At 73.6% G+C, this 25775-nt stretch carries 25 protein-coding genes; 17 read left to right on the top strand and 8 right to left on the bottom strand.

What is annotated here, in order from left to right; all coding sequences use genetic code 11:
- Nucleotides 1–11: 11 nt before the first annotated feature.
- The 6 genes from AC2RP6_RS03495 to AC2RP6_RS03470 form a co-directional block, all read right to left on the bottom strand.
- Nucleotides 12–1742 carry an acyl-CoA dehydrogenase family protein gene (locus AC2RP6_RS03495; protein WP_486444757.1) on the bottom strand — a complete coding sequence of 577 codons (1731 nt, stop codon included), beginning with the start codon at nt 1740–1742 and terminating at the stop codon, nt 12–14.
- 116 nt (nt 1743–1858) lie between these two features.
- On the bottom strand, nt 1859–2428 hold the full coding sequence (locus AC2RP6_RS03490) for a PadR family transcriptional regulator (RefSeq protein ID WP_486444756.1): 570 nt from the start codon (nt 2426–2428) through the stop codon (nt 1859–1861).
- Between the two features lie 99 nt (nt 2429–2527).
- On the bottom strand, nt 2528–3928 hold the full coding sequence (locus AC2RP6_RS03485) for a carotenoid oxygenase family protein (protein WP_486444755.1): 1401 nt from the start codon (nt 3926–3928) through the stop codon (nt 2528–2530).
- A gap of 70 nt (nt 3929–3998) precedes the next feature.
- A complete protein-coding gene (locus AC2RP6_RS03480) occupies nt 3999–4481 on the bottom strand; it encodes an SRPBCC family protein (protein WP_486444754.1) in 483 nt (160 codons plus the stop codon).
- Between the two features lie 24 nt (nt 4482–4505).
- Complete coding sequence (locus AC2RP6_RS03475; RefSeq protein WP_486444753.1) at nt 4506–6014, bottom strand: MFS transporter; 1509 nt, start codon at nt 6012–6014, stop codon at nt 4506–4508.
- An 88-nt stretch (nt 6015–6102) separates the two neighbouring features.
- Entirely contained in the window at nt 6103–6669 is a 567-nt protein-coding gene (locus AC2RP6_RS03470; protein ID WP_486444752.1) for a TetR/AcrR family transcriptional regulator, read from the bottom strand.
- A 164-nt stretch (nt 6670–6833) separates the two neighbouring features.
- Here AC2RP6_RS03470 and AC2RP6_RS03465 point away from each other — a divergent pair, with 164 nt between their 5' ends.
- The 13 genes from AC2RP6_RS03465 to AC2RP6_RS03405 all read left to right on the top strand — a co-directional run bounded on the left by AC2RP6_RS03465 (nt 6834) and on the right by AC2RP6_RS03405 (nt 20232).
- Nucleotides 6834–7166 carry a hypothetical protein gene (locus AC2RP6_RS03465; RefSeq protein WP_486444751.1) on the top strand — a complete coding sequence of 111 codons (333 nt, stop codon included), beginning with the start codon at nt 6834–6836 and terminating at the stop codon, nt 7164–7166.
- 540 nt (nt 7167–7706) lie between these two features.
- Entirely contained in the window at nt 7707–10247 is a 2541-nt protein-coding gene (locus AC2RP6_RS03460; RefSeq protein ID WP_486444750.1) for a DUF6777 domain-containing protein, read from the top strand.
- Nucleotides 10248–10499: 252 nt separating this feature from the next.
- A complete protein-coding gene (locus AC2RP6_RS03455; protein ID WP_486444749.1) occupies nt 10500–10988 on the top strand; it encodes a hypothetical protein in 489 nt (162 codons plus the stop codon).
- A gap of 89 nt (nt 10989–11077) precedes the next feature.
- Nucleotides 11078–11539 carry an ATP-binding protein gene (locus AC2RP6_RS03450; protein ID WP_486444748.1) on the top strand — a complete coding sequence of 154 codons (462 nt, stop codon included), beginning with the start codon at nt 11078–11080 and terminating at the stop codon, nt 11537–11539.
- Nucleotides 11540–11838: 299 nt separating this feature from the next.
- Nucleotides 11839–12441 carry an ECF RNA polymerase sigma factor SigK gene (gene sigK / locus AC2RP6_RS03445; RefSeq protein WP_486444747.1) on the top strand — a complete coding sequence of 201 codons (603 nt, stop codon included), beginning with the start codon at nt 11839–11841 and terminating at the stop codon, nt 12439–12441.
- On the top strand, nt 12438–13190 hold the full coding sequence (locus tag AC2RP6_RS03440) for an anti-sigma factor (protein ID WP_486444746.1): 753 nt from the start codon (nt 12438–12440) through the stop codon (nt 13188–13190). The genes sigK and AC2RP6_RS03440 overlap by 4 nt, the downstream gene beginning before the upstream one ends.
- Before the next feature lie 161 nt (nt 13191–13351).
- Nucleotides 13352–14617: an NAD(P)/FAD-dependent oxidoreductase gene (locus tag AC2RP6_RS03435; RefSeq protein WP_486444745.1), complete on the top strand. Its 1266-nt coding sequence runs from the start codon at nt 13352–13354 to the stop codon at nt 14615–14617.
- Nucleotides 14614–15357, top strand: coding sequence for a DUF1365 domain-containing protein (locus tag AC2RP6_RS03430; protein WP_486444744.1), 744 nt, complete (start codon nt 14614–14616; stop codon nt 15355–15357). Before AC2RP6_RS03435 ends, AC2RP6_RS03430 begins: the two co-directional genes overlap by 4 nt.
- Complete coding sequence (locus AC2RP6_RS03425; RefSeq protein ID WP_486444743.1) at nt 15354–16679, top strand: class I SAM-dependent methyltransferase; 1326 nt, start codon at nt 15354–15356, stop codon at nt 16677–16679. The genes AC2RP6_RS03430 and AC2RP6_RS03425 overlap by 4 nt, the downstream gene beginning before the upstream one ends.
- Entirely contained in the window at nt 16676–17500 is an 825-nt protein-coding gene (locus AC2RP6_RS03420; RefSeq protein WP_486444742.1) for a DUF1295 domain-containing protein, read from the top strand. The genes AC2RP6_RS03425 and AC2RP6_RS03420 overlap by 4 nt, the downstream gene beginning before the upstream one ends.
- Before the next feature lie 156 nt (nt 17501–17656).
- On the top strand, nt 17657–18271 hold the full coding sequence (locus tag AC2RP6_RS03415; protein ID WP_486444741.1) for a dihydrofolate reductase family protein: 615 nt from the start codon (nt 17657–17659) through the stop codon (nt 18269–18271).
- Between the two features lie 42 nt (nt 18272–18313).
- Complete coding sequence (locus AC2RP6_RS03410) at nt 18314–19558, top strand: chloride channel protein (RefSeq protein ID WP_486444740.1); 1245 nt, start codon at nt 18314–18316, stop codon at nt 19556–19558.
- 161 nt (nt 19559–19719) lie between these two features.
- Nucleotides 19720–20232, top strand: a complete 513-nt coding sequence (locus AC2RP6_RS03405; RefSeq protein WP_486444739.1) for an SRPBCC family protein — start codon at nt 19720–19722, stop codon at nt 20230–20232.
- A gap of 16 nt (nt 20233–20248) precedes the next feature.
- Here the strand turns inward: AC2RP6_RS03405 and AC2RP6_RS03400 are convergent, their stop codons facing one another.
- Nucleotides 20249–21205 (bottom strand): TIGR03557 family F420-dependent LLM class oxidoreductase, encoded by a 957-nt coding sequence (locus AC2RP6_RS03400; protein ID WP_486444738.1) that lies wholly within the window; start codon nt 21203–21205, stop codon nt 20249–20251.
- Nucleotides 21206–21320: 115 nt separating this feature from the next.
- Nucleotides 21321–22247 carry an SDR family oxidoreductase gene (locus tag AC2RP6_RS03395; protein ID WP_486444737.1) on the bottom strand — a complete coding sequence of 309 codons (927 nt, stop codon included), beginning with the start codon at nt 22245–22247 and terminating at the stop codon, nt 21321–21323.
- Between the two features lie 531 nt (nt 22248–22778).
- Between AC2RP6_RS03395 and AC2RP6_RS03390 the strand changes: the two genes are divergently transcribed.
- The 4 genes from AC2RP6_RS03390 (at nt 22779) to AC2RP6_RS03375 (ending at nt 25760) form a co-directional block, all read left to right on the top strand.
- Entirely contained in the window at nt 22779–23054 is a 276-nt protein-coding gene (locus tag AC2RP6_RS03390) for an isoamylase early set domain-containing protein (protein WP_486444736.1), read from the top strand.
- Nucleotides 23055–23126: 72 nt separating this feature from the next.
- Nucleotides 23127–23528, top strand: coding sequence for a cofilin family protein (locus tag AC2RP6_RS03385; RefSeq protein WP_486444735.1), 402 nt, complete (start codon nt 23127–23129; stop codon nt 23526–23528).
- 111 nt (nt 23529–23639) lie between these two features.
- Nucleotides 23640–24332 (top strand): class I SAM-dependent methyltransferase, encoded by a 693-nt coding sequence (locus AC2RP6_RS03380; protein WP_486444734.1) that lies wholly within the window; start codon nt 23640–23642, stop codon nt 24330–24332.
- Between the two features lie 261 nt (nt 24333–24593).
- A complete protein-coding gene (locus AC2RP6_RS03375) occupies nt 24594–25760 on the top strand; it encodes an alanine--tRNA ligase-related protein (RefSeq protein ID WP_486444733.1) in 1167 nt (388 codons plus the stop codon).
- Nucleotides 25761–25775 lie beyond the last annotated feature (15 nt).

The following is a 25775-nucleotide window of genomic DNA, read 5'->3' as shown; positions in this document are numbered from 1 at the left end:
GAGACGGGGTACTACGGCGCCATCTCGTAGGCGCCGGCGAGGGCCTCGACCCGGGACCAGACGCGGGCCGAGCGGGCCTCGTCGACGACGGGGCGGCGGACGGAGGCCAGGGCCCACGCCTGCTGCTCCGGCGTGCTGGAGTCCTTGCCGTGCAGCTCGACGGCGTGCTGGGAGAAGTCCCGTACGAGCACCGAGAACAGCTCGTCCAGGACGGACTCGTCCAGGTCCGTCAGGCGGGCCTGCTCCAGGATCAGCTGACCGTGGACGACGAGGGCGAACAGCTGCCCCACGGAGAGCAGGAAGTCCAGGTCGCGGCCCTGTGCCTCGTCCGGCGCGATCGTGGCGGCGAACTCGGCCAGGGCGTCGGCCTGCTCGCGGAAGCGGGCGACGTTCGGCACGGAGTCGTAGGCGTCGTACGCCGGGCGCCAGTCGTGGAAGCGTACGGAGCCCAGGCCGCGGGCCGGTCCCTGCCGGAACAGGAAGTCGTCGTCGGCCGCGTCGAGGCGCGTCGGGACGGGCGCGTAGTCGGCCGGGTCCAGCAGGTGGTTGCGCATGAACTTGAGGATCAGCGCGAGGTTGACGTGGACCGTGCCCTCCAGCTTCGGCAGTCCGCGGATCTCGACGGCCGCCTGGGCGAAGTAGTTGTCCTTCTCGAAGCCCTTGGCGGCGATCACGTCCCACATCAGGTCGATGACCTTCTCGCCCTCCGTCGTGACCTTCATCTTGGTCATCGGGTTGAAGAGCAGGTAGCGGCGGTCGTCGGGCCCGGCGGAGCGGAAGTAGTCGACGGCGCGGTCGCTGAACAGCTTCATCCCGACCAGGCGGACGTAGGCGTCGGCCAGTTCGCGGCGCACGTGCGGGAAGGCGGTGACGGGCCGGCCGTAGAGGATCCGGCCGTGCGCGTGCGTGACGGCCTCGTACATCGCGTGCTCGCAGATGCCGATCGAGGCGGTGCACAGGTTGAACTTGCCGACGTTGACGGTGTTGAGCGCGGCGTCGAACGCGGCGCGCCCGGTGTGCAGGACGTCCTCGGCGGCCACCGGGTAGTCCTCCAGGCGGAACTCGCTGACGTACTTGGAGGAGTCGACGACGTTCTTCACGAGCCGGTACGCGGGGTGGCGGCTGTCGGCGGCGAAGAAGACGTAGCCGTCGGGGCCCTCGACGTCGGTGCGCCGGCCGAAGACGGAGACGAGCCCGGCGGCGTTGCCGTTGCCGATGTAGTACTTGGAGCCGCTGGCGCGGAAGCCGCCGGAACCGTCGGCGGCCGGCTCCAGCAGCATGTCGGTGGAGTAGATGTCGGCGCCGTGGCTCTTCTCGGACAGGCCGAAGGCGAACACCTCGCCCTCCGACAGGAGCTGCGCGGCGCGCTCGCGGGCGGCGGCGTTGTCGCTCTGCCAGACCGGGCCGAGGCCGAGGACGGTGACCTGCCAGGCGTACCAGTAGTCGAGGCCGTAGAAGCCGAAGATCTCGTTGAGGGCGGCGATCCGGGCCGTGTCCCAGCGCTTGTCCGGCTCGTCCTCGCCGGCGGCGGCCGCGGGGGTCAGGAAGGTCGCGAACAGCCCTTCCTTGGCGGAGAAGTCGAGGAAGTCGGCCAGCCAGGCGCGGGTGCGGTAGTCCTCGATGATCCGCCGCTTGCCGCGGGCCTCGAACCAGTCGACGGTGGCGCGCAGCAGCCTGCGGGTCTCCGGGTCGAAGTGCGCCGGGTCGTAGGTGTGCGGGTGGAACAGCAGGGGGTCGGACATGGCGGATCACCTTCCGAGGGGTCGGGGTCGGGGTCGGGCGGCTGAGACGGGGTGCGCGCGGGGCGCGTGGGGGAGGGAGGTGGCGACGGAGGTCGCGTTTCACGGGCCGACGGGGCCTACGCGGTCGGCGGCGCACTCCGCCGCAGCCGGTGCAGGGTCGCCAGGACGTCGTCGAGCCAGGCGATCGTCATCCGCTCCTGCGCGATCCCGCCGCGCAGGACGACGTGCTGGAGCTCCTGGCCGGTGTCGAGCGGTGCCGGGGCGTCGGGCCCGGTGAAGTCGCGCAGTTCCCCGGCGAGATAGCGGGCGAGGCGGTCACGGTGGGCCTGCTGGTGCCGCTCCACCTCGGGAATCAGGGCGGCCGGGTCGTCGAATGCCGCCCCGCGGATCTTCACGGCGAGTTCGTGCCGCAGGCTCTCCGGTTCGATCGGCTCGTGCAGCCACCGCGCGAGTGCGGCCCGGCCGGGACCCGCGGCCGAATACTCCTTCTTGTCCGGCCGTCCCTGCTGCGGGACCGTACGGACGGCGAGCATCCCGTCGCCCTCCATGCGCCCCAGTACGCGGTAGATCTGCTGGTGCGTGGCGGTCCAGAAGTAGCCGATCGACCGCTCGAACCGGCGGGCCAGCTCATAGCCGGAGCCCGGCTTCTCCAGCAGGGAGACGAGGATCGCGTGTTCGAGCGCCATACCCCGATCCTGCTATGCAACTCGTTGCATAGACAAGCGGCGGCGCCCAGGTGAGACGTGGCTCACCCGGGCGCCGGTCGACTGCCGGTCACGCTGCCGTCATGCGGCCGGTCGCGTCGCGGCGTCGGGGATCCAGGAGCCGTGGATCATGGCCGGGACCCGGCGCGGCAGGTGGATGGTGGCGACCGGCGGGACGGTCAGGTCGGAGGCGTCCAGGACGAGCAGCTGCGAGGCGTCGGCGTTGAGGTCGCTGACCACGGTCAGCAGGTACCCGGCGTCCTCCTGCGACGCACCCGCGCCTTCGGCGGGTACGAACACCGCCTCGCTGGGGAGTCGGCCGGCGCCGAACGGCAGCAACTGCCGGGCCCCGGTGGTGCGGTCGTACTTGACGAGGGTGTGGGCGGCGATCCCCATGTCGTCGGGGAAGGCGAGCGCGTACTGGTAGCGGTGTTCGATGCCGAGGAAGGCCTCGTTGATGGTCGGGAACTCCACGGTGAGGTCGTCGGTCACCTCCTCCTTGACGGCCCCGGCCGCCAGGTCCACGGTCCAGCGGGTGCTGCGCGAACCGTGGTTGGGTTCCGCTCCGCGGTCCTCGGCGCCGACCCACCAGTTCCAGGAGCGTTGCCAGCCGTCCCGGCCCACGGTCGGTCCCTCGACGACGACGCGCCCGTAGGCGTCCTCGTAGGCGTTCGCGAAGTGCATGCCGTAGCCCTGCCCGATCTCGAACCAGCGGATCTCGCGGGCCCGGCCGCCCGCACCCGCGGCCGTCCGCGGCATGACGCCGATGCGCGACACCTGCTCGTCGTCCCAGCCGTACGGGATGCCCGAGTGCTCGGCCGGGTCGAAGGTGACGGACCCCTCCAGGAAGACCACGTAGTGCTCGGTCAGGGCGAAGTCGTGCTTGAGCGCCGCGCTCGCACCCGGCACCTCCTGGCTCTCCAGCACCTTCCCGTCGGCGGAGGCGACGTGGTGGACCAGGTACGGCGGGAAGGGGGAGGAGGCGAAGAAGTGCAGCTCGCCGGTGACCGGGTCCTCCTTGGGATGCGCGGTCATCGCCGAGGTGAGCCGGCCCTCGAAGTCGTAGGCGCCCACGGTCTCCAGACCCGCCGTCAGCTCGAAGGGCAGCGCCGCTTCGCTGAGGGCGAGGAGCCGGCCGGCGTGCTCGATGACGTGGGTGCCCGCCGTGCTGGCGGTGAGGTCGGGGCCCCGGTCGGTCATGTAGGGGGCGCCGTCGAGCGCGGGGGTGTGGACCCACCGGTTGCGGTACCACTCGGCACGGCCGTTCCGGAGGCGGATGCCGTGGACCATGCCGCTGCCCTTGAACCAGTGGGTGGGGGTGATGCCGGGCTTGGGGTTGTGGCTGTTGCGGATGAGGCGGCCGGTCAGTTCGGGCGGGAGGGTGCCCTCGACGGTGAGTCCGGTGGCGGTGATCTCGTCGGCGACGGGGGTGTAGTGGCCGGTCAGGTAGGGCTTCGGGGTGTGGCTGCCGGTGCTGGTCATGGCGTTGTCCTCGGTTCTCGGGCGGCGGAACGGAACGATCGGGATGCGGTGCGTTCGGGGACGGGGCGCCTCAGTGCCGTTCGGCAGCGGCGGCGGCGCCCGCCACGGCCTCGGCCCGTGCCTTCAGAGCGGCGAGCCAGGCGTCCAGCGACTGCCGCAGCACCTGCTCCATCTCCGCGGCCCGGGCCTCGACGGGCTCGCCGCTCCAGGACTCCTCGGTACGGACCGTCACGGTGCCGGGCGTCGTCTCCTCGAACGTCCAGACGTGGATGCCGTCGATGCCGTGCGCCGGGCCGCCCCACACGATGCGCTCGCCGGGGACGACCTGGTGGACGGTGGACGTGATGTCGAGGCCGTGGGTCAGCCAGCGGATCGCGGTACCGGGGGCCAGCGGGCCGGCGTACTCCACCCGGTCCACGTCCGTGTTCCAGTCGGCCCACGCGGCGATGTCCGTGTGCAGGTCCCAGACGGTGGGGAGCGGGGCGTGCACGGTGGTCTCGACGCGGACGACGACGGGGGCCGCGGTGTCGACGGTGGTGGGGTGCGTGGTCATGACAGTGCTCCTCGGGTGGTGGGGTCAGCGGGTTCGGGACGACGTGGAAAGGGCTGCGGGTGAGGGGGCAGCGGGGGCGGGGGCCTCCCGGGTTCCCCGCTCCGGGCGGGTTCTGCGGGCGAGGAGCGGGGTCAGGGCCGCCCCGACGCCCAGGACGGCGGCCGAGAGGAGGAAGGCGGCGCGGTACCCCTCGGTGAGGGCCGCGGCCTGTGGCAGGTCGGGGGCGGCGGCGGTACGGGCGGCGGCCAGCGTGCCCAGGACGGCGAGACCGACCGCGCCGCCGATCTGGCGGGTGGTGTTGACCAGCCCGCCGGCCAGTCCCGCGTCGGCGGGCTCCACCCCGCCGACGGCCGAACCGGTGAGCTGGACGAAGGCCACGCCGAGGCCGGATCCCACGAGGAGGACCGGGCCGAGCAGGTGGACGAGGAAGGTCCCGCCGGCCGGGATCCGGGCCAGCCACAGGAATCCGGCGGCCTGGACCGCAAGGCCCGCGAGGAGGGTACGGTGCGGGCCGATGCGGCGGGCGAGCGCGGGCGCCAGACTTGAGCCGAGCATGTTGGCCGCGGCCAGCGGCAGTTGGGAGAGGCCGGCCTCCAAGGGCCCGGCGCCGAGGACCTGCTGCTGGTAGAGGGGGAGGAAGAAGAACAGGCCGACCCAGACCGCACCGAGCAGCGCCATGACGAGGTTGGCCGGACCCACGGCGCCGCGGGTGAGGATCCTCGACGGCAGGAGCGGGGCGGGGTGGCGTCGTTCGACCCGCACGAAGAGGGCGAGGAGGGCGGCCGCCGCGCCGAACGAGCCGAGGACCAGGGGCTCGGTCCAGCCGGAGCGGCCCGCGGCCGTGAGCCCGTACACCAGCGCGACCAGAGCGGAGGTGACCGTGAGGGATCCCGCCACGTCGAGCGGTGGGCGGGGCCCGGCGGCCTCCTCCGGGTCGGCGGGCACGAGCCGCAGGGCGGCCGCCAGGACCACCGCCGCCCCGATGCCGGAGGCGTGGAACACCCAGGGCCAGCCGGGGCCTTCGGTGAGGATCCCCCCGAGCAGGACTCCGGCCGCGCCGCCCGCACCGGAGACGGCGCCCCAGACGCCGAGGGCCCGGGCGCGGGCGGGACCCGGCGGGTGGAGCAGCATGACCAGGGAGAGCGCGGCGGGCGCGATCGCGGCGGCACCGACGCCCTGCGCCGTGCGCGCCGCGACGAGCATCCAGGGCTCGCTCGCCAGTCCGGCGGCAACGGCCGCCACCGCGAAGAGCGCGAGCCCGGCGGTCAGGACGCGACGCCGTCCGAGGAGGTCGGCCGCCCGGCCGCCGAGCAGGAGCAGCGCGCCGAAGGCGAGCCCGTAGGCGTTGACGACCCAGGACATGCCCGCGTCCGAGAGTCCGACCCCGTCGCGCACGGCGGGGAGGGCGACGTTCACGATCGAGGTGCTGAGGGTGACCGCGAACTGGGCGGCGGCCAGGGCCCCGAGGGTCGCCGCGGCGGTCGCAGCGACGGCGGGGGAGGGGGGCTGTCGGTCGGGCGGTGTGGCGTGCATGCGCGATCTCCTGTGTGTGGTTGACCACTCACTCTTTGGTCCGAAAGGAAGGCGGGCGGACCGTGCGGATCCGCCCGGCCGTCGCCCGCTAGTAGTGCCGGATGCCGGCCGAGAGGGTCCGGGACCAGGGCGCGTCGACCTCGTGGGCGTCCAGCGACACCAGGAGGTGGCAGAGCATCCCGGTCGCGAAGAACTGCTGCACCGCGGCCTCCGCCGCGCCCGACGCCCCGCGTACGTACTCCACCATGCGGGCGTACCCGGCGCGCACGGCCTCCCGTACGGCGGGTTCGGACACGGCCGCCGCCTGGGCGTGGGTCAGGACGAGCAGCAGGTCCTTGTCGGCGATGAGGTGCGCGTACGTGTCGCCCATCGTGTCCAGAACGGCCTCGGGGCTGCTGCCCTGCGCCTGGGCGGCGCCTTCTTCGAGGCTGGCCCGGACCCGCGAGAAGCAGCGCTCGACGACGGCGGTGAAGAGCGCCTCCTTGTTCGGGAACAGTCGGTAGACGTAGGCCTGGGAGATCCCCGCGGCCTTGGCCACCTCGGTGGTCGTCGTGCCGAAGTAGCCGCGGGCGGCGAAGGCCCCGATGGCCGTCCGCAGGACCGTCTCGCGGCGCTCTTCGGCGGAGGAGAGTTGACGTCGTCGTTCCGTGTTCATGTGAGTAATAAACCACTCACACTGTTCCCTGTCAATGTCCTTCACCGGCGGCGTGGCTGCGGACGTCGGTCGCCGCGGCCACGTCCGGGGAGGGCCGCGATACTCAGACGGTATGAGTAGCCCCGCTCAGGCGGGGCCGTCGGGTCGCCCGTAGCCTGCCGGCCATGAGTTCCCCGGAGCAGGTCACCGAGCCGGAGCAGCAGGAAGAGCCGCGCAACGGCGGCGGCACGGGATCGCTGGTCCTCGGCATCACCGCCGTCGTGGCCTTCGGTTGCCCGTTCCTGCCCGAAGCGCTCCCGCCCCTGGTCCGCTTCCTGCCCCTGTACCTGGTCCTGCCCCTCGGCATCTGCGCCGTCGTCCTGGGCCTTCCCGGCCTGTGGCGCACGTGGGGCACGGAGTACTCCAGCCCCGTTCGGGCCCGTATCGGGGTCCTGCTCGGGACGTCGGCCGTCCTGGGGCCGCTCGTCTGGTTCTTCTTCCACCTCGGCGCCGGCTGACCAGCCTTCGGCCCCTGGTCGCTGACCGGCACCCGGCCCCCGGTGGGTCCTGTCAAGTCCCGAAAGGTCGCGACGTGACGCGCCGCGGGGGCAGGGGGCTTACTCGAGGGACGGGTCCACCCCCAGTACGTGGCCCCACCGATGTCGCAGGTGAGCGGACGACCCCGCAGGGGCCGTCCTTTCGCCGACCTCTGCTTCGCGGCGCCGGTTTCGAGTCCCCCTCCGGGATGTGGAGGCGTTGACGGTCAGAAGGAGCGAGCGCATGCGAGTCACCATCGTTGTCCCGGTGCCCCGTGTCAGGGGGCGAGTGTCGTGAGTTCCGTGCCTTCTTCGTCCGAACACCCCACGGGCCCGCCGCCCGGCCCGCTGTCGGGCCGCGGGGCGCAGCCGCGGCCCGCGCCGCCACCGGAGGCTCCGCCGCCGGTGCCGCCGCCCCCGCCGCAGCCTTCGTCCCTGCCGCAGCCTTCGTCCCCGTCGTCCCGCGCGGACGACGGGGAGGAGCGGCGCGGACGGCGGCGCCGGCGGTCGCGCAGGGCCCTCGTGAGTGCGAGTACGGCGGCCGTCGTGGTCTCGGCGGCGGTCGTCAGCTTCACCGTGCTGGGCGGGAACACCGCGGCCGGCGGCGAGGTCTTCCTGGAGGCCGCCGCGGCGGCGGGCCCCGATCCGTTCACCCCGTCGACGGCCGCGGAGTCCGAGGACGCCCTCGCGGCCGCGGCGCGGGAGACGGCCGCGGCGGTGCGGGGCGGCACGAGCGGGGCGCGCACCCTGGAGGTCGACGGCGGACACCCGGGCCTGTACGGGGGCACGCGCAACGTCGCGAGCTGTGACGTGGAGAAGCAGATCAAGTTCCTCTCGGAGCACCCGGACAAGGGCGGTGCCTTCGCCACCACGCTGGGCGTCCGGCAGGCCGGGATCCCGTCCTATCTGCGTTCGCTCACGCCGGTCCGGCTGGGCTGGGACACCCGGGTCACGAACCACGGGTACAGGAACGACGCGCCCACCGGCTACCAGGCCGTCCTGCAGGCCGGTACGTCCGTACTGGTGGACGGCCGTGGCGTCCCGCGGGTCCGGTGTGCGTGCGGCAACCCCCTGACGCCCCCCGTCGCGGTGCGGGGCAGGCCCAGGCTGAGCGGGACGGAGTGGTCCTCGTTCCGCTCCGCCGAGCTGGTGGCGGTCAGGCCGGCCGCGAAGCCGGTGAAGACCGTCACGGTCTTCGACCCGGCCCGCAAGGCCTGGTACGAGCGCCCGAGCGGGGCGGCGCGGGGCCGGCCCGACCGCGAGGTCGAACCCCCGCCCGGCCGGCCCGCCGGCTCGCGGTACCCGGCCCTGCCCCCGGCCCCCGCCGAGGAGCCGGGCACCGGAAGGGCCCCCGCGAAGCAGCCCGCGACCGTGCCGGACCGGCAACCGGGCGGGGGGACGGGTCAGGACACCGGCCGACAGCCCGATGAGCCCGGCACGGGACGGGACGGGGCCCCGGCGAAGCATCCCGTCGGGCCGTCGGGCCAGGAGCCGGGCCGGGGCGAGGACCACGGGCAGGACCCCGGCAAGGTTCCGGCGGGGGAGTCGGGCACAGGCCAGCGCAGGGACCCGGCCGGGCCGCCCACGACGGTGCCGGACGGGGACCCTGACAAGGGGTCGGGCACGGGCCACGGCAAGGACCCCGGCAAGCAGCCGGGCGAGGCTCCCGCGGAGGAGCCGGGTACGGGCCAGGGCGACAAGGCCGGGAACGAGCCGGGCAAGGTGCCCGGACAAGGATCAGGAACGGGCTCGGGCCGTGCGCCGGGGACCGACGGCGGGACGGACGAGGCGCCCGGGCCGCGCCCGGAGAAGGGCGCGGGCACAGTGCCCGGTCAGGAATCCGGCAAGGGCAAGGGCAACGGTCACGTGCCGGGTCAGGAATCGGGCACGGGCCAGGGCAAAGCCCCGGAGAACCCGCCCGGGCGGCAGGAGCCGGGCCAGGCGTCCGAAGGCGCACCGGACAAGGGCTCGGGTAGCGGATCCGGTCAGGACCCGGGCAAGGACCCCGGTCAGGGGACCGGCAACGCGCCGGGCAAGGGCGCGGGCAAGCTGCCGGGTCAGGGGCCGGACAAGGAGCCGCACACCGGGTCCGGCCAGGACACGGGTTCGGGCTCCGGACGGGACACGGGTGGCAAAACCCCCGGTCAGGGCTCCGGTGACGGCTCGGGTGCGGACCCCGGCACGGCTCCCGCCCAGGGAACGGGCAAGCAGCCCAGGCGCGGCACGAGCCAGGGCACCGGCCGGGGTGCGGGGCAGACCCCCAGCCACGGCACCGGTCGGGCGCCCGCCCACGACTCGAGCAAGCCGCCCGTCAAGGACACGGGCAAGCCGCCCGCCCAGGGCAACGGCAGGCCACCTGCCCAGGGCACGGGCACAACGCCCGCCCAGGGCACAGGCAAAGCGCCCGGCCAGGGCACCGGTACGACACCCGGCCAGGGCAAGGGCAAGGCGCCCGCCCAGGGCACGGACGAGGCGCCCAGCCAAAGCACTGGTACAACACCCGCCCAAGGCACCGGCAAGCCGCCCGGCCAGGGCACCGGCAAGCCGCCCGGCCAGGGCACGGACGAGGCGCCCAGCCAAAGCACTGGTACAACACCCGCCCAAGGCACCGGCAAGCCGCCCGGCCAGGGCACCGGCAAGCCGTCCGGCCAGGGCACGGGCAAGGTGCCCGGCCAAGGCACCGGTACAACACCTGGCCAGGGCACGGGTAAGCCGCCCGGCCAGGGCACCGGCAAGGCGCCCGCCCAGGGCACGGGCAAGGCGCCCAGCCAAAGCACTGGTACAAAACCCGGCCAGGGCACCGGCAAGGCGCCCGGTCAGGGCGGTGGGGAGACGGCCGGTCAGGAGGCGGGTGCCGGCGGCGGTCAGGGTAACGGGACGGGGCAGGCGCCGCCGGGCAAGGGCACCGGCGCCCGGGACCGGGACCGGAAGACCGGGCGGGAGACCGGCCCCGATCCCGGGAGCCGCCAGGTCCCGGACGGCGCCGTCGACGGGGGCACGCAAGAGCAGTCGGACCGGCCCGGCGGAACGGGGAGCCGGGAGGAGGAGCCGCTGCTCAGGTAGCTCCCTGGACGTCGCAGCCGAGGCCGCCGTCACTCCCGGACCGGGTCCCGAACCCGGCGGCGTGCACACCACGGTCCGAGCAGCGGCGACAGGGTCCACAGCACCCACCTTGAAGGGAGAGATATGGCGGTTTGAAGCTCTTGGCAATCCTTCACCCCCTTCGTCACGAATCCGTGGTGACGCTCCAGATGGTGAAGGAGCAGACGAGGCCGAATGCTTGATGAACCTGATGAAAGGGAGGAGGTGAGCCCGATGACCGCTTCGATGCACACGAAGCGCGTGGTCGTCGGAGTCGCATCCGCCGGGCTGCTGGCAGGCGGCTCGCTGCTGGGACTGTCCGGTACGGCGAGCGCCGCCCCGGTGGCAGCGCCGACCACGGCGCATGCGATGCTCGCCGGCACCACCACCAGCACCAGCACGAGCGACCGCGACCGTGATCACGATCGTGACCGTGACCGCAACTGGGACAACAACCGGGACAGCAACCGTCACGACCGCTGGGACCGCCGCGGCCACGATCGGTGCACCTGGGTCAAGGGCCACTGGGTCACCGGCAAGTGGGGCAAGGGCCACTGGGAAAGCAAGTGGCACCCGGGCAGCTGGCACCCCGGTTACCGGGACCACCACGGCAAGTGGCACGACGGCTGGTGGAGCAAGGGTTACTGGAAGCAGCACTGGGTGCCCGGTCACTCGGTGAACCACTGGGTGCCCGGTCACTGGAACTGCCACAACAAGTGGTAGCGCCCACCCGGGCCCGGCGAGGGTCCGGGGCCACGGCCCCGGGCCCCCGCCCCACCACCCCCGCAGGAACCCCGCCACAGGACCCCGCCATGAACACCGTCACCGCCACCCCCGCCCCCACGGCACGGACCCCCGCACCCGCCTGTCCACCCCCCACGCCGCCGCCAACGCTGCACCACCCCCTGCCGCCGGGCCCGCAGGCCGCCCCGGAAGCCCGTCGTGCGGCCGCCCGGCTGCTCGCCGTCCACCCCGCCGACCGCCCGCCCGACACCGCCGAGGACATCCTCCTCATCGTCTCCGAGCTGACGGCCAACGCCGTCCGGCACGCCCGACCGCCCTACGCCCTCACCCTCAGCGTGGAGTCCGGCCGGGCCGGAATAGCCCTCAGCGACGCCTCCCGCTCGCTGCCCCGGCAGCCCGGCGGCCGCGGCCCGCTGGCCACCCGGGGCCGAGGCCTCGCGATCATCCGCGCTCTCGGAGCCGAACTCTTCGTCAGCCCAGCGCCCTTCGGCAAGCAGGTCATCGCAGTGCTCACCTGGACCGAGCACTGACTTCCGAGCCACCTCCGAGCCGACCTCCGACGCGGACCGGCCGGCGATCCCTTTACCCCAGACGCTCCGCCGACACGCTCATCTGTTCCGTTTGCCAAAAGTCCGCCCATCCGTGCGCACTTCCGCTACGAAGAATCCGCGGAGACACCTCACGGCCCCGCTCCACGTACGAGGACAAGGACAAGGACCACCATGCGATGGACACCCCGCACCCGGCAGGCCGGTACCGGCTGCCCCCTCGCCTCGTCACCGCAGCCGCGGCAGGAGTCGGAGCCGCAGCCGCAGCCGGAGCCCGGACCGTGAACCAACCACTCCCGTTCGGTCCAGGTCGCACCGGTCGTGCGAGTCACGCGGGCCGCAGCGACCTCTCCGAGGTCATGGACGAGGTCGCCCACGGTGACAAACGAGCCTTCTCCACCCTCTACGACGCGCTCGCGCCCATGGTCTTCGGGATCGTGGTCAGAGTCGTTCGCGACCGGGCCCAGTCGGAGGAGGTCGCGCAGGAGGTCATGATCGACCTGTGGCGGCAGGCCGCCCGCTACCGGCCCGACCAGGGCAGCGTCACCGCGTGGGCGGCGACCATCGCCCACCGGCGGGCCGTGGACCGGGTCCGCTCCGCCCAGGCCGCCGCCGACCGGGAACAGGCCCAGGCGGCGCGCGAGCACCAGACGGCGTTCGACGATGTCTCCGAGCAGGTCGAGACCCGCCTGGAGAGCGAACAGGTACGCCGCTGCATGCGCGGCCTGACCGAACTGCAGCGCCAGGCCGTGACCCTGGCCTACTACCGTGGCCTGACCTACCGTGAGGTCGCCGAAGCCCTTCGCACACCGCTGCCGACCATCAAGACACGCATGCGCGACGGGCTGATCCGGCTCCGCGACTGCATGGGGGTGACCACATGAAGCAACACCACTCCGACGTCCACACCCTCGCCGCCGCCTACGCCCTCAACGCACTGGACCCCGCCGAGCGCAAGGCGTTCACCGACCACCTGCCGCACTGCCAGGCGTGCCGTGAGGAGGTGGCCGAGTTCGAGGCCACTGCCGCGCGCCTGGCGGACGCCGCCGCCGAGTATCCGCCGAACGCGATGAAGCACCACGTCATGAACGCCGTCGACGGCGTACGCCAACTGCCGCCGCGCGTCCCCGACATCGTGCCCTCGGCCGGCGTCGGCAGCACGCTGCGCCGCCGGGCCGTACCCCTGGCGCTCGCCGCCAGCGTGGTCGCGGCCGCCTCGTTCGCCGGCCTGGCGGCCTGGCAGAACCAGCAGAGCGCCCAGTACCAGCAGCGTGCCGACCGGGCCGAGCAGCGGCTCGACGCCGTCAGCACGGTCCTGGCCGCCCCCGACGCCCGTACCGTCCACGGCCGTGCCAGCAACGGAGCGCTCACCACGGTCGTCTCCTCCCAGCGGCAGAACCGGGCCGTCTTCAGCGCGTCCGGACTGCCCGCGCCCGCCGACGGCACCACCTACCAGCTGTGGCTCGACCACGACGGCACCATGCGCCCGGCCGGATTCATCCACCAGGACGGCACGGTCCTCGTCGACGGGGACACCGCCGACGCCGGCGCCCTCGGACTCACCGTCGAACCGGCCGGAGGATCCCGTCGGCCCACCTCGGCGCCCCTGCTCCTGATGGCCCTGCCCACCTGACGACCGACCCCGCCACCGACCCCACCACCCGTCCGGCGGCGCCGCGTTCGTACCGGCCGGGCCCGCCGCCGGGCGATCCCCACCAATCCACCCGCCGCTCCGCCGCGAAGCACGGATGAGCGACCGCACCCGGCGGCGCGGTGAGTGGCGGGAGTGCTGAGGTGGAACACCGGAAAGCAGCGGTGATCGGCGCCGGGGTCGCGGGCCTGACGGCCGCCCACGTCCTGGCCCGTTCGTACGAGGTCACCCTCTACGAGGCCGAAGGACGCCTCGGCGGCCACGCCCACACCCATGAGGTCGCCGGCCCGGACGGGCGGCCCCTGGGCGTGGACTCGGGGTTCATCGTGCACAACGAGCGCACCTATCCGACCCTGCTACGGCTCTTCCGCGAGCTGGGGATCTCCACCCAGGACGCCGAGATGAGCATGTCGGTACGGTGCGAGGGCTGCGGTCTGGAGTACGCGGGCGCTCGCGGCCCGGCCGGTCTGCTCACCGGCCGGGCGGCGCTGCGCGGCCGCTACCTGCGGCTGCTCGCGCAGGTCCCCGTCTTCCACCGCCGGGCCCGCCGGCTGCTCGCCGACCCGCCCTCCCACCACGTCACCCTGGGCGACTTCCTCCGCGAAGGGCGCTTCTCCCCGTACTTCGTCAGCCACTTCGCCCTCCCCCTGGTCTCCGCGGTGTGGTCGTGCCCCGCACGTACGGCGCTGTCCTACCCCGCCGCCCACCTCTTCACCTTCCTCCGCCACCACGGCCTCCTGTCGGTCACCGGCTCCCTGCAGTGGAAGACCGTCACCGGCGGGTCCGCCTCCTACGTCGAGGCCGTGGCCAAGAGCGTCCACCGCGTCCGCACCTCCAGCCCCGTGCAGGCCGTCCACCGGGCCGCACGGGGCTCGGGCGCCTGGATAACCACCGAGAACGGCGCCACCGACGGCTACGACGCCGTCGTGATCGCCACCCACCCCGACCAGGCCCTGCGCCTCCTCGCCGACCCCACCCCGGACGAGCTGCGGCTCCTCGGCGCCTTCACGTACGAGGCCAACCCGACGCTCCTGCACACCGACACCGGCCTCCTGCCCCGCTCGCCCCGGGCCCGGGCCTCCTGGAACTACCACCTGCCCGCCTGCGAGCCCTCCGCCGAGTCCGTTCGCGTCAGCTACGACATGCGGCGCCTGCAGAACCTGCCCGACGGCGCCGACTACGTGGTCACCCTCGGCGCCGACGACCGCGTCGACGCCGGCCGGGTGGTGCGCCGGATGCTCTACGAACACCCCGTCCACACGCCCGCATCGGTAGCCGCGCAGAAGGAACTGCCGCGGCTGAACACCGGCGTGACCGCGTACGCCGGAGCGTGGCACGGCTGGGGCTTCCACGAGGACGGCTGCCGTTCCGGCGTGGAAGCCGCCCGCGCCCTGGGGGTGCGCTGGTGACCCGGGACGCGGCGCCCCCCGCCGCGCTGTACGAGTGCGTGGTCGTCCACACCCGGACCGCCCCCCTGCGGCACGACGTCCGGCACCGCACGTACCTGTGGTGCGTGGACCTCGACCGGCTGCCGGCCCTGCCCCGCCCGCTGCGCCCGCTCGCCCGGTTCGACCCGCGCGACCACTTCGCGGGCCGGGCCCCCACCATCCGGGCCGGCCTGGAGGAGTTCCTCGCCTCCCGCGACATCGACATAGCCGGCGGGCGCGTGGTCATGCTCGCCCACGCCCGCGTCTTCGGCTTCGTCTTCAACCCGCTCAGCGTCTACTGGTGCCACGACGCCTCCGGGTCACTGGTGTGCGTGGTCGCGGAGGTCCACAACACGTACGGGCAGCGCCACTGCTATCTGCTGCACCCGGACGCGGGCGGCCGGGCGAGGGCGGAGAAGCGGTTCTACGTCTCCCCGTTCTTCCCCGTCGAGGGCCACTACCGGATGCGGCTGCCGCTCCCCGAGGAACGCCTCGACCTGACCGTGCACCTCGACACCGAGGCCGGCCCGTTCACCGCCACCGTGCGCGGACGCGCCCGCCCCGCCACCGCCCGCGCCCTCCTGCGGGCCGCCGCCCGCCGCCCCTGGTCGACCGCCGCAGCGCGGGCGGGCATCCAGCTCCACGGCATCCGCCTCCTCCTGCGCGGCCTGCCCGTGCAGCCCCGTCCCCGGCACGCCCCGCAGAAGGGAATGGTCCCGTGACCCGCCCGGCCACCTCGCCCGACCACCCGGCACGCCCGTCCGCTCCGCGGCCCCGCCCGTCCGGCCCCGACGAGGCCGTCCCCCGGCAGACGGCCGCCGCACCCCGTCCGGACGTGGCCCGGCCGCCGGGCGCCCGGACGGCCCGCACCGCCATCGCCGCACATCTGGTCGGCCGGGCCCTGAAACGGCTCCCGGTGGACGTCAACGCGGGCCCCACCCGTGGCCCCGGCGCCTCCCACCGCCCGGACCTCACCCTCCACGACCCGGGCGCCTTCTTCTCGCGCGTCGGACGCGACGGCCTGATCGGCTTCGGCGAGTCCTACATGGCCGGGGAGTGGGACAGCGACGACCTGACCGGCCTGCTGACCGTCCTCGCCGCGCACGTCGACCACCTCGTCCCGGCGCCACTGCGCGCACTCCGCCCCCTCTGGGTGTCCGCCCGCCCCCGCCGCGACCGCAACACCCGCCACGGCGCGCGCGAGAACGCCCACCGTCACTACGACCTGTCCAACGACCTGTTCGCGTCCTTCCTCGATCCGACGCTCTCGTACTCCTCCGCCGTCTTCACCACCTTCCCCGCCCGGCACGAAGACCTTCCCGCCGCCCAGCACCGCAAGATCGACCGCCTGCTGGACCTCGCGCACGTCACGGACGGCACCGAACTGCTGGAGATCGGTACCGGCTGGGGAGAGCTCGCGCTGCGCGCCGCCGCCCGCGGTGCCCGCGTCACCACCCTCACCCTCTCCGCCGAACAGGCAGGACTCGCCCGCGCCCGCATCCACGCCGCGGGACTCGCTGACCGCGTCGACGTCCAGCTGCGCGACTACCGTGACGCCGAAGGCCGGTACGACGCCGTCGTCAGCGTCGAGATGATCGAGGCCGTCGGCGCCGAGTACTGGCCCGCGTACTTCGCCGCCCTGCGGCGTGCGCTCCGCCCCGACGGCCGCATCGCCCTCCAGTCGATCACCATGGGCCACCGTCGGATGCGCCACACGGCCGCCACCCACACCTGGATCAGCAAGTACGTCTTCCCCGGCGGACTGATCCCCTCCCGCCGCGCCATCACCGACCACGCGGCGGCGGCCGGCCTGCGCACCGTCTCCGACGAGGGGTTCGCCGAGCACTACGCGCAGACCCTGCGCCTGTGGCGGGAGCGGTTCACCGCGAACCGCCAGACCGTCACCGACCTCGGTTTCGACACCGTCTTCCAACGGCTCTGGGAGTTCTACCTGGCCTACTCGGAGGCCGGATTCCGCTCCCGCTACCTCGACGTCCGCCAGATCGTCCTCACGGCGAAGCCACCGGCCCGGGAGCGGTCGTGACCGGCGGTACGGCCTGGGGCGCCCTCGGGACCAACCTCGCGGCCGGCGCGGCCGTCGCGACGGCCGTCCTGCTCGCCGCGTTCGCCGTCGGCACGCGCCTGCGCCTGCACCGCGTCGTCGACATCGCCTGGGGTCTGGCCTTCAGTGCCGTGGCCACCGCCACCTACCTGCTGTCCGCCGGCCACGGGGACCCCGAGAGACGGCTCCTGGTCGCCGCCGCGACCGTCGTGTGGGGGCTGCGCCTGTCCGCGCACATCGCCCGGCGCTCCCGCGGCCACGGGGAGGACCCGCGCTACACGGCGCTCCTCGACAAGGCGCGCGGGAACCGCACCCGGTACGCGCTGCGCACCGTCTACCTCCTCCAGGCCGTGCTGGTCTGGCTGATCTCCCTGCCCGTCCAGGTGGCCTCGTACACGGCCGTCCCCGTGGGCGTCCTCGGGGTGCTCGGGCTGGTCGTGTGGGCCGCCGGCCTCGGCTTCGAAGCGGTGGGCGACCACCAGTTGGCCCGGTTCAAGGAGGATCCGGCCCACCGGGGCCGCATCATGGACCGGGGCCTGTGGGGCTGGACCCGCCATCCCAACTACTTCGGCGAAAGCCTCGTCTGGTGGGGCCTGTACCTGCTCGCCTGCACCGGCCCGCTCCCGGCGGCGCTGAGTCTGGTCTCGCCGCTCGTCATGACCTTGCTGCTGACCGTCGGCAGCGGGAAACGCCTGCTGGAGAAGCACATGGCGGACCGCCCCGGCTATGCCGAGTACGCCGCCCGCACGAGCGGGTTCCTGCCCCTGCCACCCCGCCGCAACCCGTCGGGGCGCCGGAGGTGATGCGGTGCACCCGGCACCGGTCACAGCCGGAGCCACCGCGGAGCTCCGTACGGCGACGCAGCCGCCGTGCGGGTGAATGACCCGGGGCACGGCTCCCGCGTGGCCTTTGATGGGCCCGTACAGGGAAGGACCGACCACCAGCTCCCGGAGACCGGTATGAGGAAGATCAAGGCTCAGCTGTTCATCTCGCTCGACGGCGTCGTCGAGGCACCCGACCAGTGGCACTTCCCCTACTTCAACGAGGAGATGGGCGCCGCCGTCGACGCCACCCTCGGCCGGGCCGACACCCTGCTGCTGGGGCGCAGGACCTACGACAGCTTCGCGGGCGCCTGGCCGGAGCGGGAAGCGGCGGGCGGGGAGGACGCACCGTTCGCCAAGGTGCTGGGCGACGCCCGCAAGATCGTGGTGTCGAACGGCCCGCTCGACTTCACATGGCGCAACTCCGAACAGCTCGCCGGCGATCTCACCCCGGCGGCCGCAGCCCTCAAGGACGAGCCCGGCGCGGGCACACCGATCTGGATCAGCGGCTCGGTCTCCGTCGTCCGGCAGCTGCTGGCCGCCGGGTTGCTCGACGAACTGAACCTCCTGCTGCACCCGATCGCCGTCCGTACCGGCATGCGCCTGTTCGAACAGGAAGCGCCCCCCGTCCCGCTGGACCTGGTGTCCGCCGAGACCTTCCGCACCGGAGTGCTGAACCTGTTCTACGCGCCGGCCGCCGCGCCCGGCGGCGCGACGTACGACGACGCCAAGTCCCACCTGCCCCAGCACTGACCGGTGACTGCCGGAGGCCGGGGGAGGGGTGGTCGCGCCTTCGTGGTCGCTGCCCTCGCGGGATGTCTGGTCGGGCTGGTCGGAGGCGGCTTCCGCTGGTGCCTGGAGCACGCGGACGTGCTGCGCGCGTCGCTGCTGGGAGCGACCGCCGGACCGGGCGGAGCGGGCCGGCTGCTTCCCGTCGCCCTCACCGCGGCGGGCGCCGCACTGGCGTGCGCCGTCGCCATGCGCGTCCCGCACGCGCCGGGCAGCGGGATCCAGCACGTGGAGGCGGTGTGGCGGCAGGAGGCGGCGGCCGGTCCGGCCCGGCTGCTGCCGGTGAAGTTCGTGGGCGGACTCATCGCGATCGGCTCGGGTCTGGTCCTGGGCAGGGAGGGACCGATCGTCCACATGGGCGCCTCGATCGGGTCCGGTGCGGGCCGCCGAGGCCGGCTGCCGGCCGAAGACGCCCGCATGCTGCACACCGCGCTCGGTGGGGCCGGCCTGGCGGTGGCGTTCACCGCCCCGCTGGGCGGGCTGGTCTTCGTCTGCGAGGAGATCACCGGCACGGTGCGCCCCCGGCTGGTGCTGCTGACGCTCGTCGGCACCCTCACCGCCGTCGCCGCCGCCCAGCCCCTCGTGGGTGACGGGCTCGTCCTCCCGATGGCCGGCGTCCCCTTCCCGCCGCTGTGGATGCTGCCGGTCTTCCTGCTGTGCGGGGTGACCGCCGGGGCGCTCGGCGCCGGGTACGGCGCGCTGGTCGTGGGAACCCTGGAGGCGTGCGACCGGCTCACCCGGGTACCGCTCGTCGCCCGGGCGGCCGTGATCGGAGCCGTGGTCGGCGCGCTGATGGCCTTCGATCCGCTCCTCACGGGCGGCGGCGACCAGCTGACCGAGCGCCTGCTGGCGGGCGGCGGCCTCTCGGCAGCGGCGCTGGCGGTCTGCCTTGCCGTACGGTTCCTGGCCGGCCCCCTCAGCTACGCCGCCGCGACGCCCGGCGGCCTGTTCGCGCCCCTGCTGGCCCTCGGCGCCCTGTGGGGGACGCTCACCCACACCCTCGTCTCCCCGCTGCTCCCGGCCGGCGCGGCGGGTCCGGCCGCGTTCGCGGTGGTGGGGATGGCCGCCGTGTTCACCGGGGTGGTGCGGGCACCGCTCACCGCCATTGTCCTGGTGACCGAGATGACGGGTGCCGGCGCGCTCCTGCTGCCCCTGCTGACCGCCTGTTTCGCCGCCGCCGTGACGGCAGACCGGCTGGGGAGCGAACCCGTCTACGACACGCTGCGCCGCCGGATGCTGGAAAGGAGCTGACGGCGGCCGGACCGGGCCGACCGGACCGGGCCGACCGGGCCGGGTCCGCGATGCCGGGGGCGCCGGTTCCGGGCGGGACGACGACCGCTACCGTCGTGCTCCGAGGAGGGAGCCACATGCCAGGGAGCCCCATGCCAGAGAGCCCCGTGCAAGGGAGTCAGATGCCCCGTACGTTCAGCGTCCGTGACTCCGTCATCGTCGGGGCCGACCCGTCCACGGTCTACCGGCACGTCTCCGACCCGACCCTCATGGGCCGTTGGAGCCCGGAGAACCTGGGCGCGACCCCGGCCGGGGGCCCGGGCACCGCGACCCGCGTCGGGATGGTCTTCGACGGCCACAACAAGCGCGGCCCGTTCCGCTGGACGACCCGCTGCACGGTCACGGCCGCCGACCCGGACGAGGTCTTCCGCTTCCGGGTCCACGCCATCGGCCTGCGCCGCCCGTGGCTGCGCGGCCCGATCGCCACCTGGGAGTATCGTTTCGCCGCCGTGCCCGGCGGCACCGAGGTGACGGAGACGTGGACCGACGACCGGCGCGGCTGGCCCGACCCGGTGGCCAACACCTTCGACAGGATCGCGACGAAGGGGCACACCTTCGCGGAGTTCCAGCGCAAGAACATCCGGGCGACCCTGCGCAAGCTGAAGTCGGAACTGGAGGCCCGCCCTTCAGGGTGAGGGGCGGCGCCGTCCGTCAACTGCCCAGGGCGGGGAGCAGCTTGTCGCGGGCGGCGGCGAAGAACGCCTCCTGGTCCGGTCCGATCTGCCCGATGTACACCTCGTCGAATCCGGCGTCGACATAGCCGCGGACGGCCTCCAGGTGCTCCTCGACGTCGTCTCCGCACGGCACTGCGGCGGACACCTCCTCGCGGGAGACGAGCCGGGCCGCCTGCTCGAAGTGGGCGGGAGTGGGGAGGATCTGCGCCAGCTCGCCGGGAAGGTGCTCGCTGGGCCACAGCCGGTGCGCGGTGTCGACCGCCCGGTCCCGGTCCTGGCCCCAGCACACCTTCAGGCCGCCGATCACGGGCTTTCCGCGGCCGCCCGCCTCGCGGAAGCGGGCGATGGCCTCCTCGTCCGGAGTCATGGTCACCAGGCCGTCGCCGATCCGGCCGGCGAGCTCCGCCGCCTTCGGCCCGAAGCCGGAGACGTACACGGGCAGCCGCCCGTGCGGCGCGGTGTAGAGACGGGCGTTGTCCACGGTGTAGTGCCTGCCCCGGTGGCTGACCTGGCGACCGGTGAACAGGGCGCGCATCACCTCCACGGCTTCCTCCAGCATGTCGGCGCGCTCGTCGAAGGAAGGCCACCGGTCCCCGAGGACGTGCTCGTTCAGCGCCTCACCCGTTCCCACACCCAGGGCGAACCGCCCGTCCAGCAGCCGGCTGGAGGTGGCCGCGGCCTGGGCGGTCACCGCGGGGTGCAGGCGTACGGTGGGGCAGGTGACCAAGGTGGTCACGGGCAGGTCGACGGTCTGCGACAGGGCGCCGATCATCGACCAGACCAGCGGGCTGTTGCCCTGCGCGTCGTTCCACGGGTGGAAGTGGTCGGAGATCGCCAGGCGGGTGAAGCCCGCGTCGGCGGCCCGGCGGGCCTGGTCCAGGAGCTGGGCAGGAGTGAATTCCTCGCAGGAGAGGAAGTATCCGAAGGACGTCATGGGTCTCGTGCCTCCAGGGGTGGCAGAGGTGGCGTTCAAGGCCGTCGGTTCGCGCGTGCCCGTACCCCCGAGGGGCAAACTTCCCCGGCCGGCACCACCCACCCGGGCCACCGGCTCACGAGCCCCCGGGCGGGTGGTAGGCGTGCCAGTCGGCGAGGCCACCGGCTCCCAGGACGGTGGCGTCGGCCGTCAGCTCGCCGCGCGCGGGGGTACGCAGCTCGCGCCGTGCGATGTGGGCGACGATCGGCGGGAAGAGCGGCCGCAGCGGCTGGCACCAGCGCAGCCAGGGCGGTGCGTAGACGGAGGGGGAGCGGCGCGTGATCCCCTGCGCGAGCCAGTCGGCGACCTGCTCCGGACTGCGGACCCGACGGGCGAACTTCGGCTGGTGGCGGCGCAGGGCGCGCAGTACGGGGGGCTCGTCGACACCGCTGATCATGTCCGTGCCGGTCCAGTGGACGTAGGCGATGCCGACGGCGACACCGTCGGGCTCCACCTCGCTGCGCAGCGCCAGGGCGAAGGACTCGACGCCGGCCTTGGAGGCGCAGTAGGCGCTCATCATGGGGGAGGAGCCCAGCGCGGCGGTCGAGGCGACTTGGAGGAAGTATCCGCGCGTGCGGGTCAGCTGGGGCAGGAAGGCCCTCGCGGTGTTGGCGGATCCGGTGAGGTTGACGTCGATGACCCGCTGCCACAGGTCGGCCGCCGTACGGTCGAAGGGTCCGCCGACGGCGATCCCGGCGTTCGCGGCGACCACACTGGCCGGCCCCAGCTCCGCCTCCACCTGCAGGGCGGCGGCCTGGAGGGCCGAGTTGTCGGTGACGTCGGCCTCGACGCAGACGCTCCGGTTCGGCAGGGTCCGAGCCGTCGCGCGCAACGACGCCTCCTCGCGGCCCAGCAGCGCGACGGACATCCCCGCTGCGGACAGGTTCCGTGCCAGGGCCGCCCCGATGCCGCGTGCGGCGCCGGTCACGACCGCGACCCTTCCCCGCAGCGGGGTTCCGGGGTGGCGGTGTCGGCCGTGCGTGGACATGTCGCTGTCGCGCATTTGCGCCCCTCGTTCCTCGTGCGGGCAGAGCCCGTTGGCCGGCCTCCGGCATCGCGCGGGCCGCACGGCCTCTTTAACAGCCCGTGGCTCCCCATCCGCCGCACCCCCGCGCCAGGACACCCGAGTCACTCCGGGTGGCGTACACGCGGCCCGGCGTCCGAGGCGTCGTACCGGCCGGCGCTCGGCCGGTGTCCGCACGGCGCAGGAGCCGAGCGAACCGGCCACGACGTCCAGGAGCGGGGGCAGTTGACCGGGTCTTGCCACCGCCCCTCCCCGAACGGCACGCCTGGTGGCGCACGTTCGGTGCGCCGCGCCGCGGCAGACGGGTCCTCCCCACCTTCGACGGGGAGCACATCCGTGCGGCGGCCCCCTTGTCCCACCGGTCGTCGCCCGTCCGCGAAGGTGCTGGGCGGGCGCGGCCAGCCGGGTGACTTCTGCCCGCAGCGCGGCCCGGTGCCGCCGCACCGCACAGGCGTGGGCACGAGGATGCACGGGCCGGTTCACCGTTCCTCCACGGCTGGAGTTGTCCAAGTGCTCGAACGCAAGAAGCTCAAGGGCCGCACGCAGGTCACGTTCGTCCTCCCCGCGGAAACCCCGGACGGCCCGGTCAGCGTCGTCGGGGACTTCAACCACTGGAACCCCGCCGCCCACCCGCTCGAGCCCCGCGGCGACGGCACCCGCGCCGCGACCGTCGCCCTGCCCGCCCACAGCGCCCACTCCTTCCGCTACCTCGCGGCCGGTGACTACTGGTTCGACGAGGAGCACGCCGACGCCCACGACGGCACCAACAGCCGCATCCACACCTGAGGGCGGCCGCTCGCTCCCGTTCACCTGCCGTCCGCCTGCCGCCCGCACCGACCAGCACCGAGGTGAGACCCAGTGAGCAGCCCGACCGGTCTGTCGGAAGGCAGCGTCGCTGCCGTCCAACACCTCAGGGAGCTGCGGGAGATCAACACCGTGGTCCTCCGGTACGCGGCGCCGCCGGAGGACCTGGTCCCGGAACTGGAAGCCAACCTCACCCACGATGAGCTGGTGCAGGGACTGCCGTCGGACCAGCCCCGGCTGGTCCTCCACGAGCTGTCCTTCGCCAGCCCCGAAGGCACGCGGCGCAACGAGCTCCTGCTGATCCTCTGGATGCCGCCGGCGGCAGCTGAGCAGGAGGAGACGTACACGGCCGGGTACTCCGCCCTGAAGGAGTACCTGGGCGATGTCCACGTCCACCTCACCGCCCGGCGGGCGGACCAATTGGCCTACCGGAGGCTGGTCGCCCTCGCCGGCTGATCCACCCGTACGGTGGGGACGCCCCGACCGAGACCAGTGGCTGGTGTTCCCGGTGGCGGCGACCTCGGCGGGCTACCTGGCGTGGGCGGTGCGCGAGACCACCCCGCGGTAGTGTCGTGGCTCGTGGCCGAACTCCGCGAACTCCCCGAACCCCGTGCGCACCTCCGCGTGACGTCCGACGCCTACGACGCCGTCGTCGTCCCCTACGCCGACCTCGCCCGGGACTACCTCGACGGCGTCCCGCTGGACCGCTCGGTCCTCGCCGCCTTCGCCGAGCTCGCGCGGACCGCCGACACCGGTCCCGTGGCCGAACTCGGGTGCGGCCCCGGGTACGTGACCGCCCATCTGCGCGGACTGGAACTGGACGTCTTCGGCGTCGACCTCTCACCCGCCATGATCGAATTCGCCCGCGCGGCCCACCCGGGTCTGCGGTTCGACCTCGGTTCGATGGACGCCCTGGACCTGGCCGACGGCGCGCTGGGGGGCATCGTGTCCTGGTATTCGGTGATCCACACCCCACCCCGGGAACTCCCCGCCCACTTCGCCGAGTTCCACCGCGTGCTCGCTCCGGGCGCACCCCTCCTGCTCGCCTTCTTCGAGGCCGGAGGCGGTCCGGTCGCGGCGTTCGACCACAAGGTGACGACCGCCTACCGGTGGCCGGTCGACGACCTGGCCGCGATGGCTCGCGAGGCCGGTTTCGTCGAGGTCGGGCGGATGCTGCGCGAGCCCGGCGCCGAGGAGCGCTTCCGCCGCGGCCACCTCCTCATGCGGGCGGAGGACCGTCGCGGTGACGAACCGCGGTGATCGTCATTGCGACGCGGGGGCGTGCGAAAACCCCGTGCCCGGCGGGCACGGGCGCGCTACCGTTGCCCGCATGAACGTCAACGGCCCCGGCACCACCGCGACCGCGCGAGCGACCAGCTCGCCGGTTGCCGCCGCCTGACCTTCCCCCTCTCCCCGGCGACCGGAAACGGTCCGCCGGCCATGCCGTGGCGTCCCCGCCACCGCGAAAGACCCCGGTCCGTTCTCCGGTGCCCCTCCCGCTGTGACGCGAAGGAGCCCCCCATGAACACCGAACGCCTGGTCGACACGTTCGTCGAGTACTTCGAGGAGCGCCGGCACCGCAGGATCGTCGGCTCGACGCTTCTGCCACCCCCCGGCGACCCCGTCCTCTTCACCACCTCCGGCATGCACCCCCTCACCCCGTACCTGGAGGGCCGCCCCCATCCCCGGGGCGGGCGGCTGGTCAACGTACAGCGCTGTCTGCGCACCACGGACCTGGAGGAGGTCGGTGACGACACGCACCTGACGGTCTTCCAGATGCTCGGCACCTGGTCGCTGGGCGACTACGACGGGCCGCAGAGCCTCGACTGGGGCCACGGGCTCCTCACCGAGGGACTCGGCGTGGATCCCCGCCTGCTGCACGCCACCGTCCACGCCGGCGACGAGCAGACCGGCCCCGACACCGCCTCCCTCCGGCTGTGGCAGGACCGGGGCGTCCCTGTCGAACTCACCACCGGAGAGAACTGGTGGTCCAACGGCCCCGTCGGTCCCTGCGGCCCCGACTCGGAGATCTTCCTGTGGAGCGGCGACGGTCCGCCCCGGTCGACACCCACCCGCGACGACCGCTGGGTGGAGGTGTGGAACCACGTCACGATGAGCCACCGCCGGCTCGACGACGGCTCCCTCGTCCCCCTGCCACGGCGCAACGTCGACACCGGACTCGGCCTGGAACGGCTGGCCTCCCTGCTGCAGGGCAAGTCGTCCGTGTTCGAGTGCGACGTCTTCGACCCGTGGCGCCGGCTCGTCCCGCCCCTGTGGCACCTGGACGACACGTCCCTCAGGGTGGTCTGCGACCACCTGCGTTCGGCCGTCGTGGTGCTCGGCGACGGCGTGCGCCCGGCCCACACCGGACGCGGATACGTGCTGCGGCGGCTGGTGCGACGGGTCCTCACCGTCCTGTGGCGGGAGGACCCCTCCCGCGGACTCGGGGACCTGCCGCAGGAACTGGTGCGCCACACCCTCGACCACTTCCGGCAGGACATGCCGCCGGGGGATGTGCTCCGGCTGCTCCGGGAGGAGGAACAGCGGTTCCGCAGCCTCCTGGAGCGCGGCAGGCGGGTGCTCGCCCGCCCTCGGTTCCACGGCCCGTTGGGCGAGGACGACTTCCGCTACCTCCACGACACCCACGGCCTGCCGCGGGACCTGGTCACGACCCTGCGGGAGGAATGACGGCACGCCGCAGCG

The sequence above is a fragment of the Streptomyces sp. WAC03905 genome (assembly GCF_057371075.1).
This window is presented reverse-complemented; position numbering and strand designations above follow the sequence as displayed.

What these genes read in the sequence shown, in the direction of transcription:
- AC2RP6_RS03495 (WP_486444757.1), bottom strand. Translation starts at nt 1,742, where the DNA reads ATGTCCGACCCCCTGCTGTTCCACCCGCACACCTACGACCCGGCGCAC.
- AC2RP6_RS03490 (WP_486444756.1), bottom strand. Translation starts at nt 2,428, where the DNA reads ATGGCGCTCGAACACGCGATCCTCGTCTCCCTGCTGGAGAAGCCGGGC.
- AC2RP6_RS03485 (WP_486444755.1), bottom strand. Translation starts at nt 3,928, where the DNA reads ATGACCAGCACCGGCAGCCACACCCCGAAGCCCTACCTGACCGGCCAC.
- AC2RP6_RS03480 (WP_486444754.1), bottom strand. Translation starts at nt 4,481, where the DNA reads ATGACCACGCACCCCACCACCGTCGACACCGCGGCCCCCGTCGTCGTC.
- AC2RP6_RS03475 (WP_486444753.1), bottom strand. Translation starts at nt 6,014, where the DNA reads ATGCACGCCACACCGCCCGACCGACAGCCCCCCTCCCCCGCCGTCGCT.
- AC2RP6_RS03470 (WP_486444752.1), bottom strand. Translation starts at nt 6,669, where the DNA reads ATGAACACGGAACGACGACGTCAACTCTCCTCCGCCGAAGAGCGCCGC.
- AC2RP6_RS03465 (WP_486444751.1), top strand. Translation starts at nt 6,834, where the DNA reads ATGAGTTCCCCGGAGCAGGTCACCGAGCCGGAGCAGCAGGAAGAGCCG.
- AC2RP6_RS03455 (WP_486444749.1), top strand. Translation starts at nt 10,500, where the DNA reads ATGACCGCTTCGATGCACACGAAGCGCGTGGTCGTCGGAGTCGCATCC.
- AC2RP6_RS03450 (WP_486444748.1), top strand. Translation starts at nt 11,078, where the DNA reads ATGAACACCGTCACCGCCACCCCCGCCCCCACGGCACGGACCCCCGCA.
- AC2RP6_RS03440 (WP_486444746.1), top strand. Translation starts at nt 12,438, where the DNA reads ATGAAGCAACACCACTCCGACGTCCACACCCTCGCCGCCGCCTACGCC.
- AC2RP6_RS03415 (WP_486444741.1), top strand. Translation starts at nt 17,657, where the DNA reads ATGAGGAAGATCAAGGCTCAGCTGTTCATCTCGCTCGACGGCGTCGTC.
- AC2RP6_RS03405 (WP_486444739.1), top strand. Translation starts at nt 19,720, where the DNA reads ATGCCCCGTACGTTCAGCGTCCGTGACTCCGTCATCGTCGGGGCCGAC.
- AC2RP6_RS03400 (WP_486444738.1), bottom strand. Translation starts at nt 21,205, where the DNA reads ATGACGTCCTTCGGATACTTCCTCTCCTGCGAGGAATTCACTCCTGCC.
- AC2RP6_RS03395 (WP_486444737.1), bottom strand. Translation starts at nt 22,247, where the DNA reads ATGCGCGACAGCGACATGTCCACGCACGGCCGACACCGCCACCCCGGA.
- AC2RP6_RS03375 (WP_486444733.1), top strand. Translation starts at nt 24,594, where the DNA reads ATGAACACCGAACGCCTGGTCGACACGTTCGTCGAGTACTTCGAGGAG.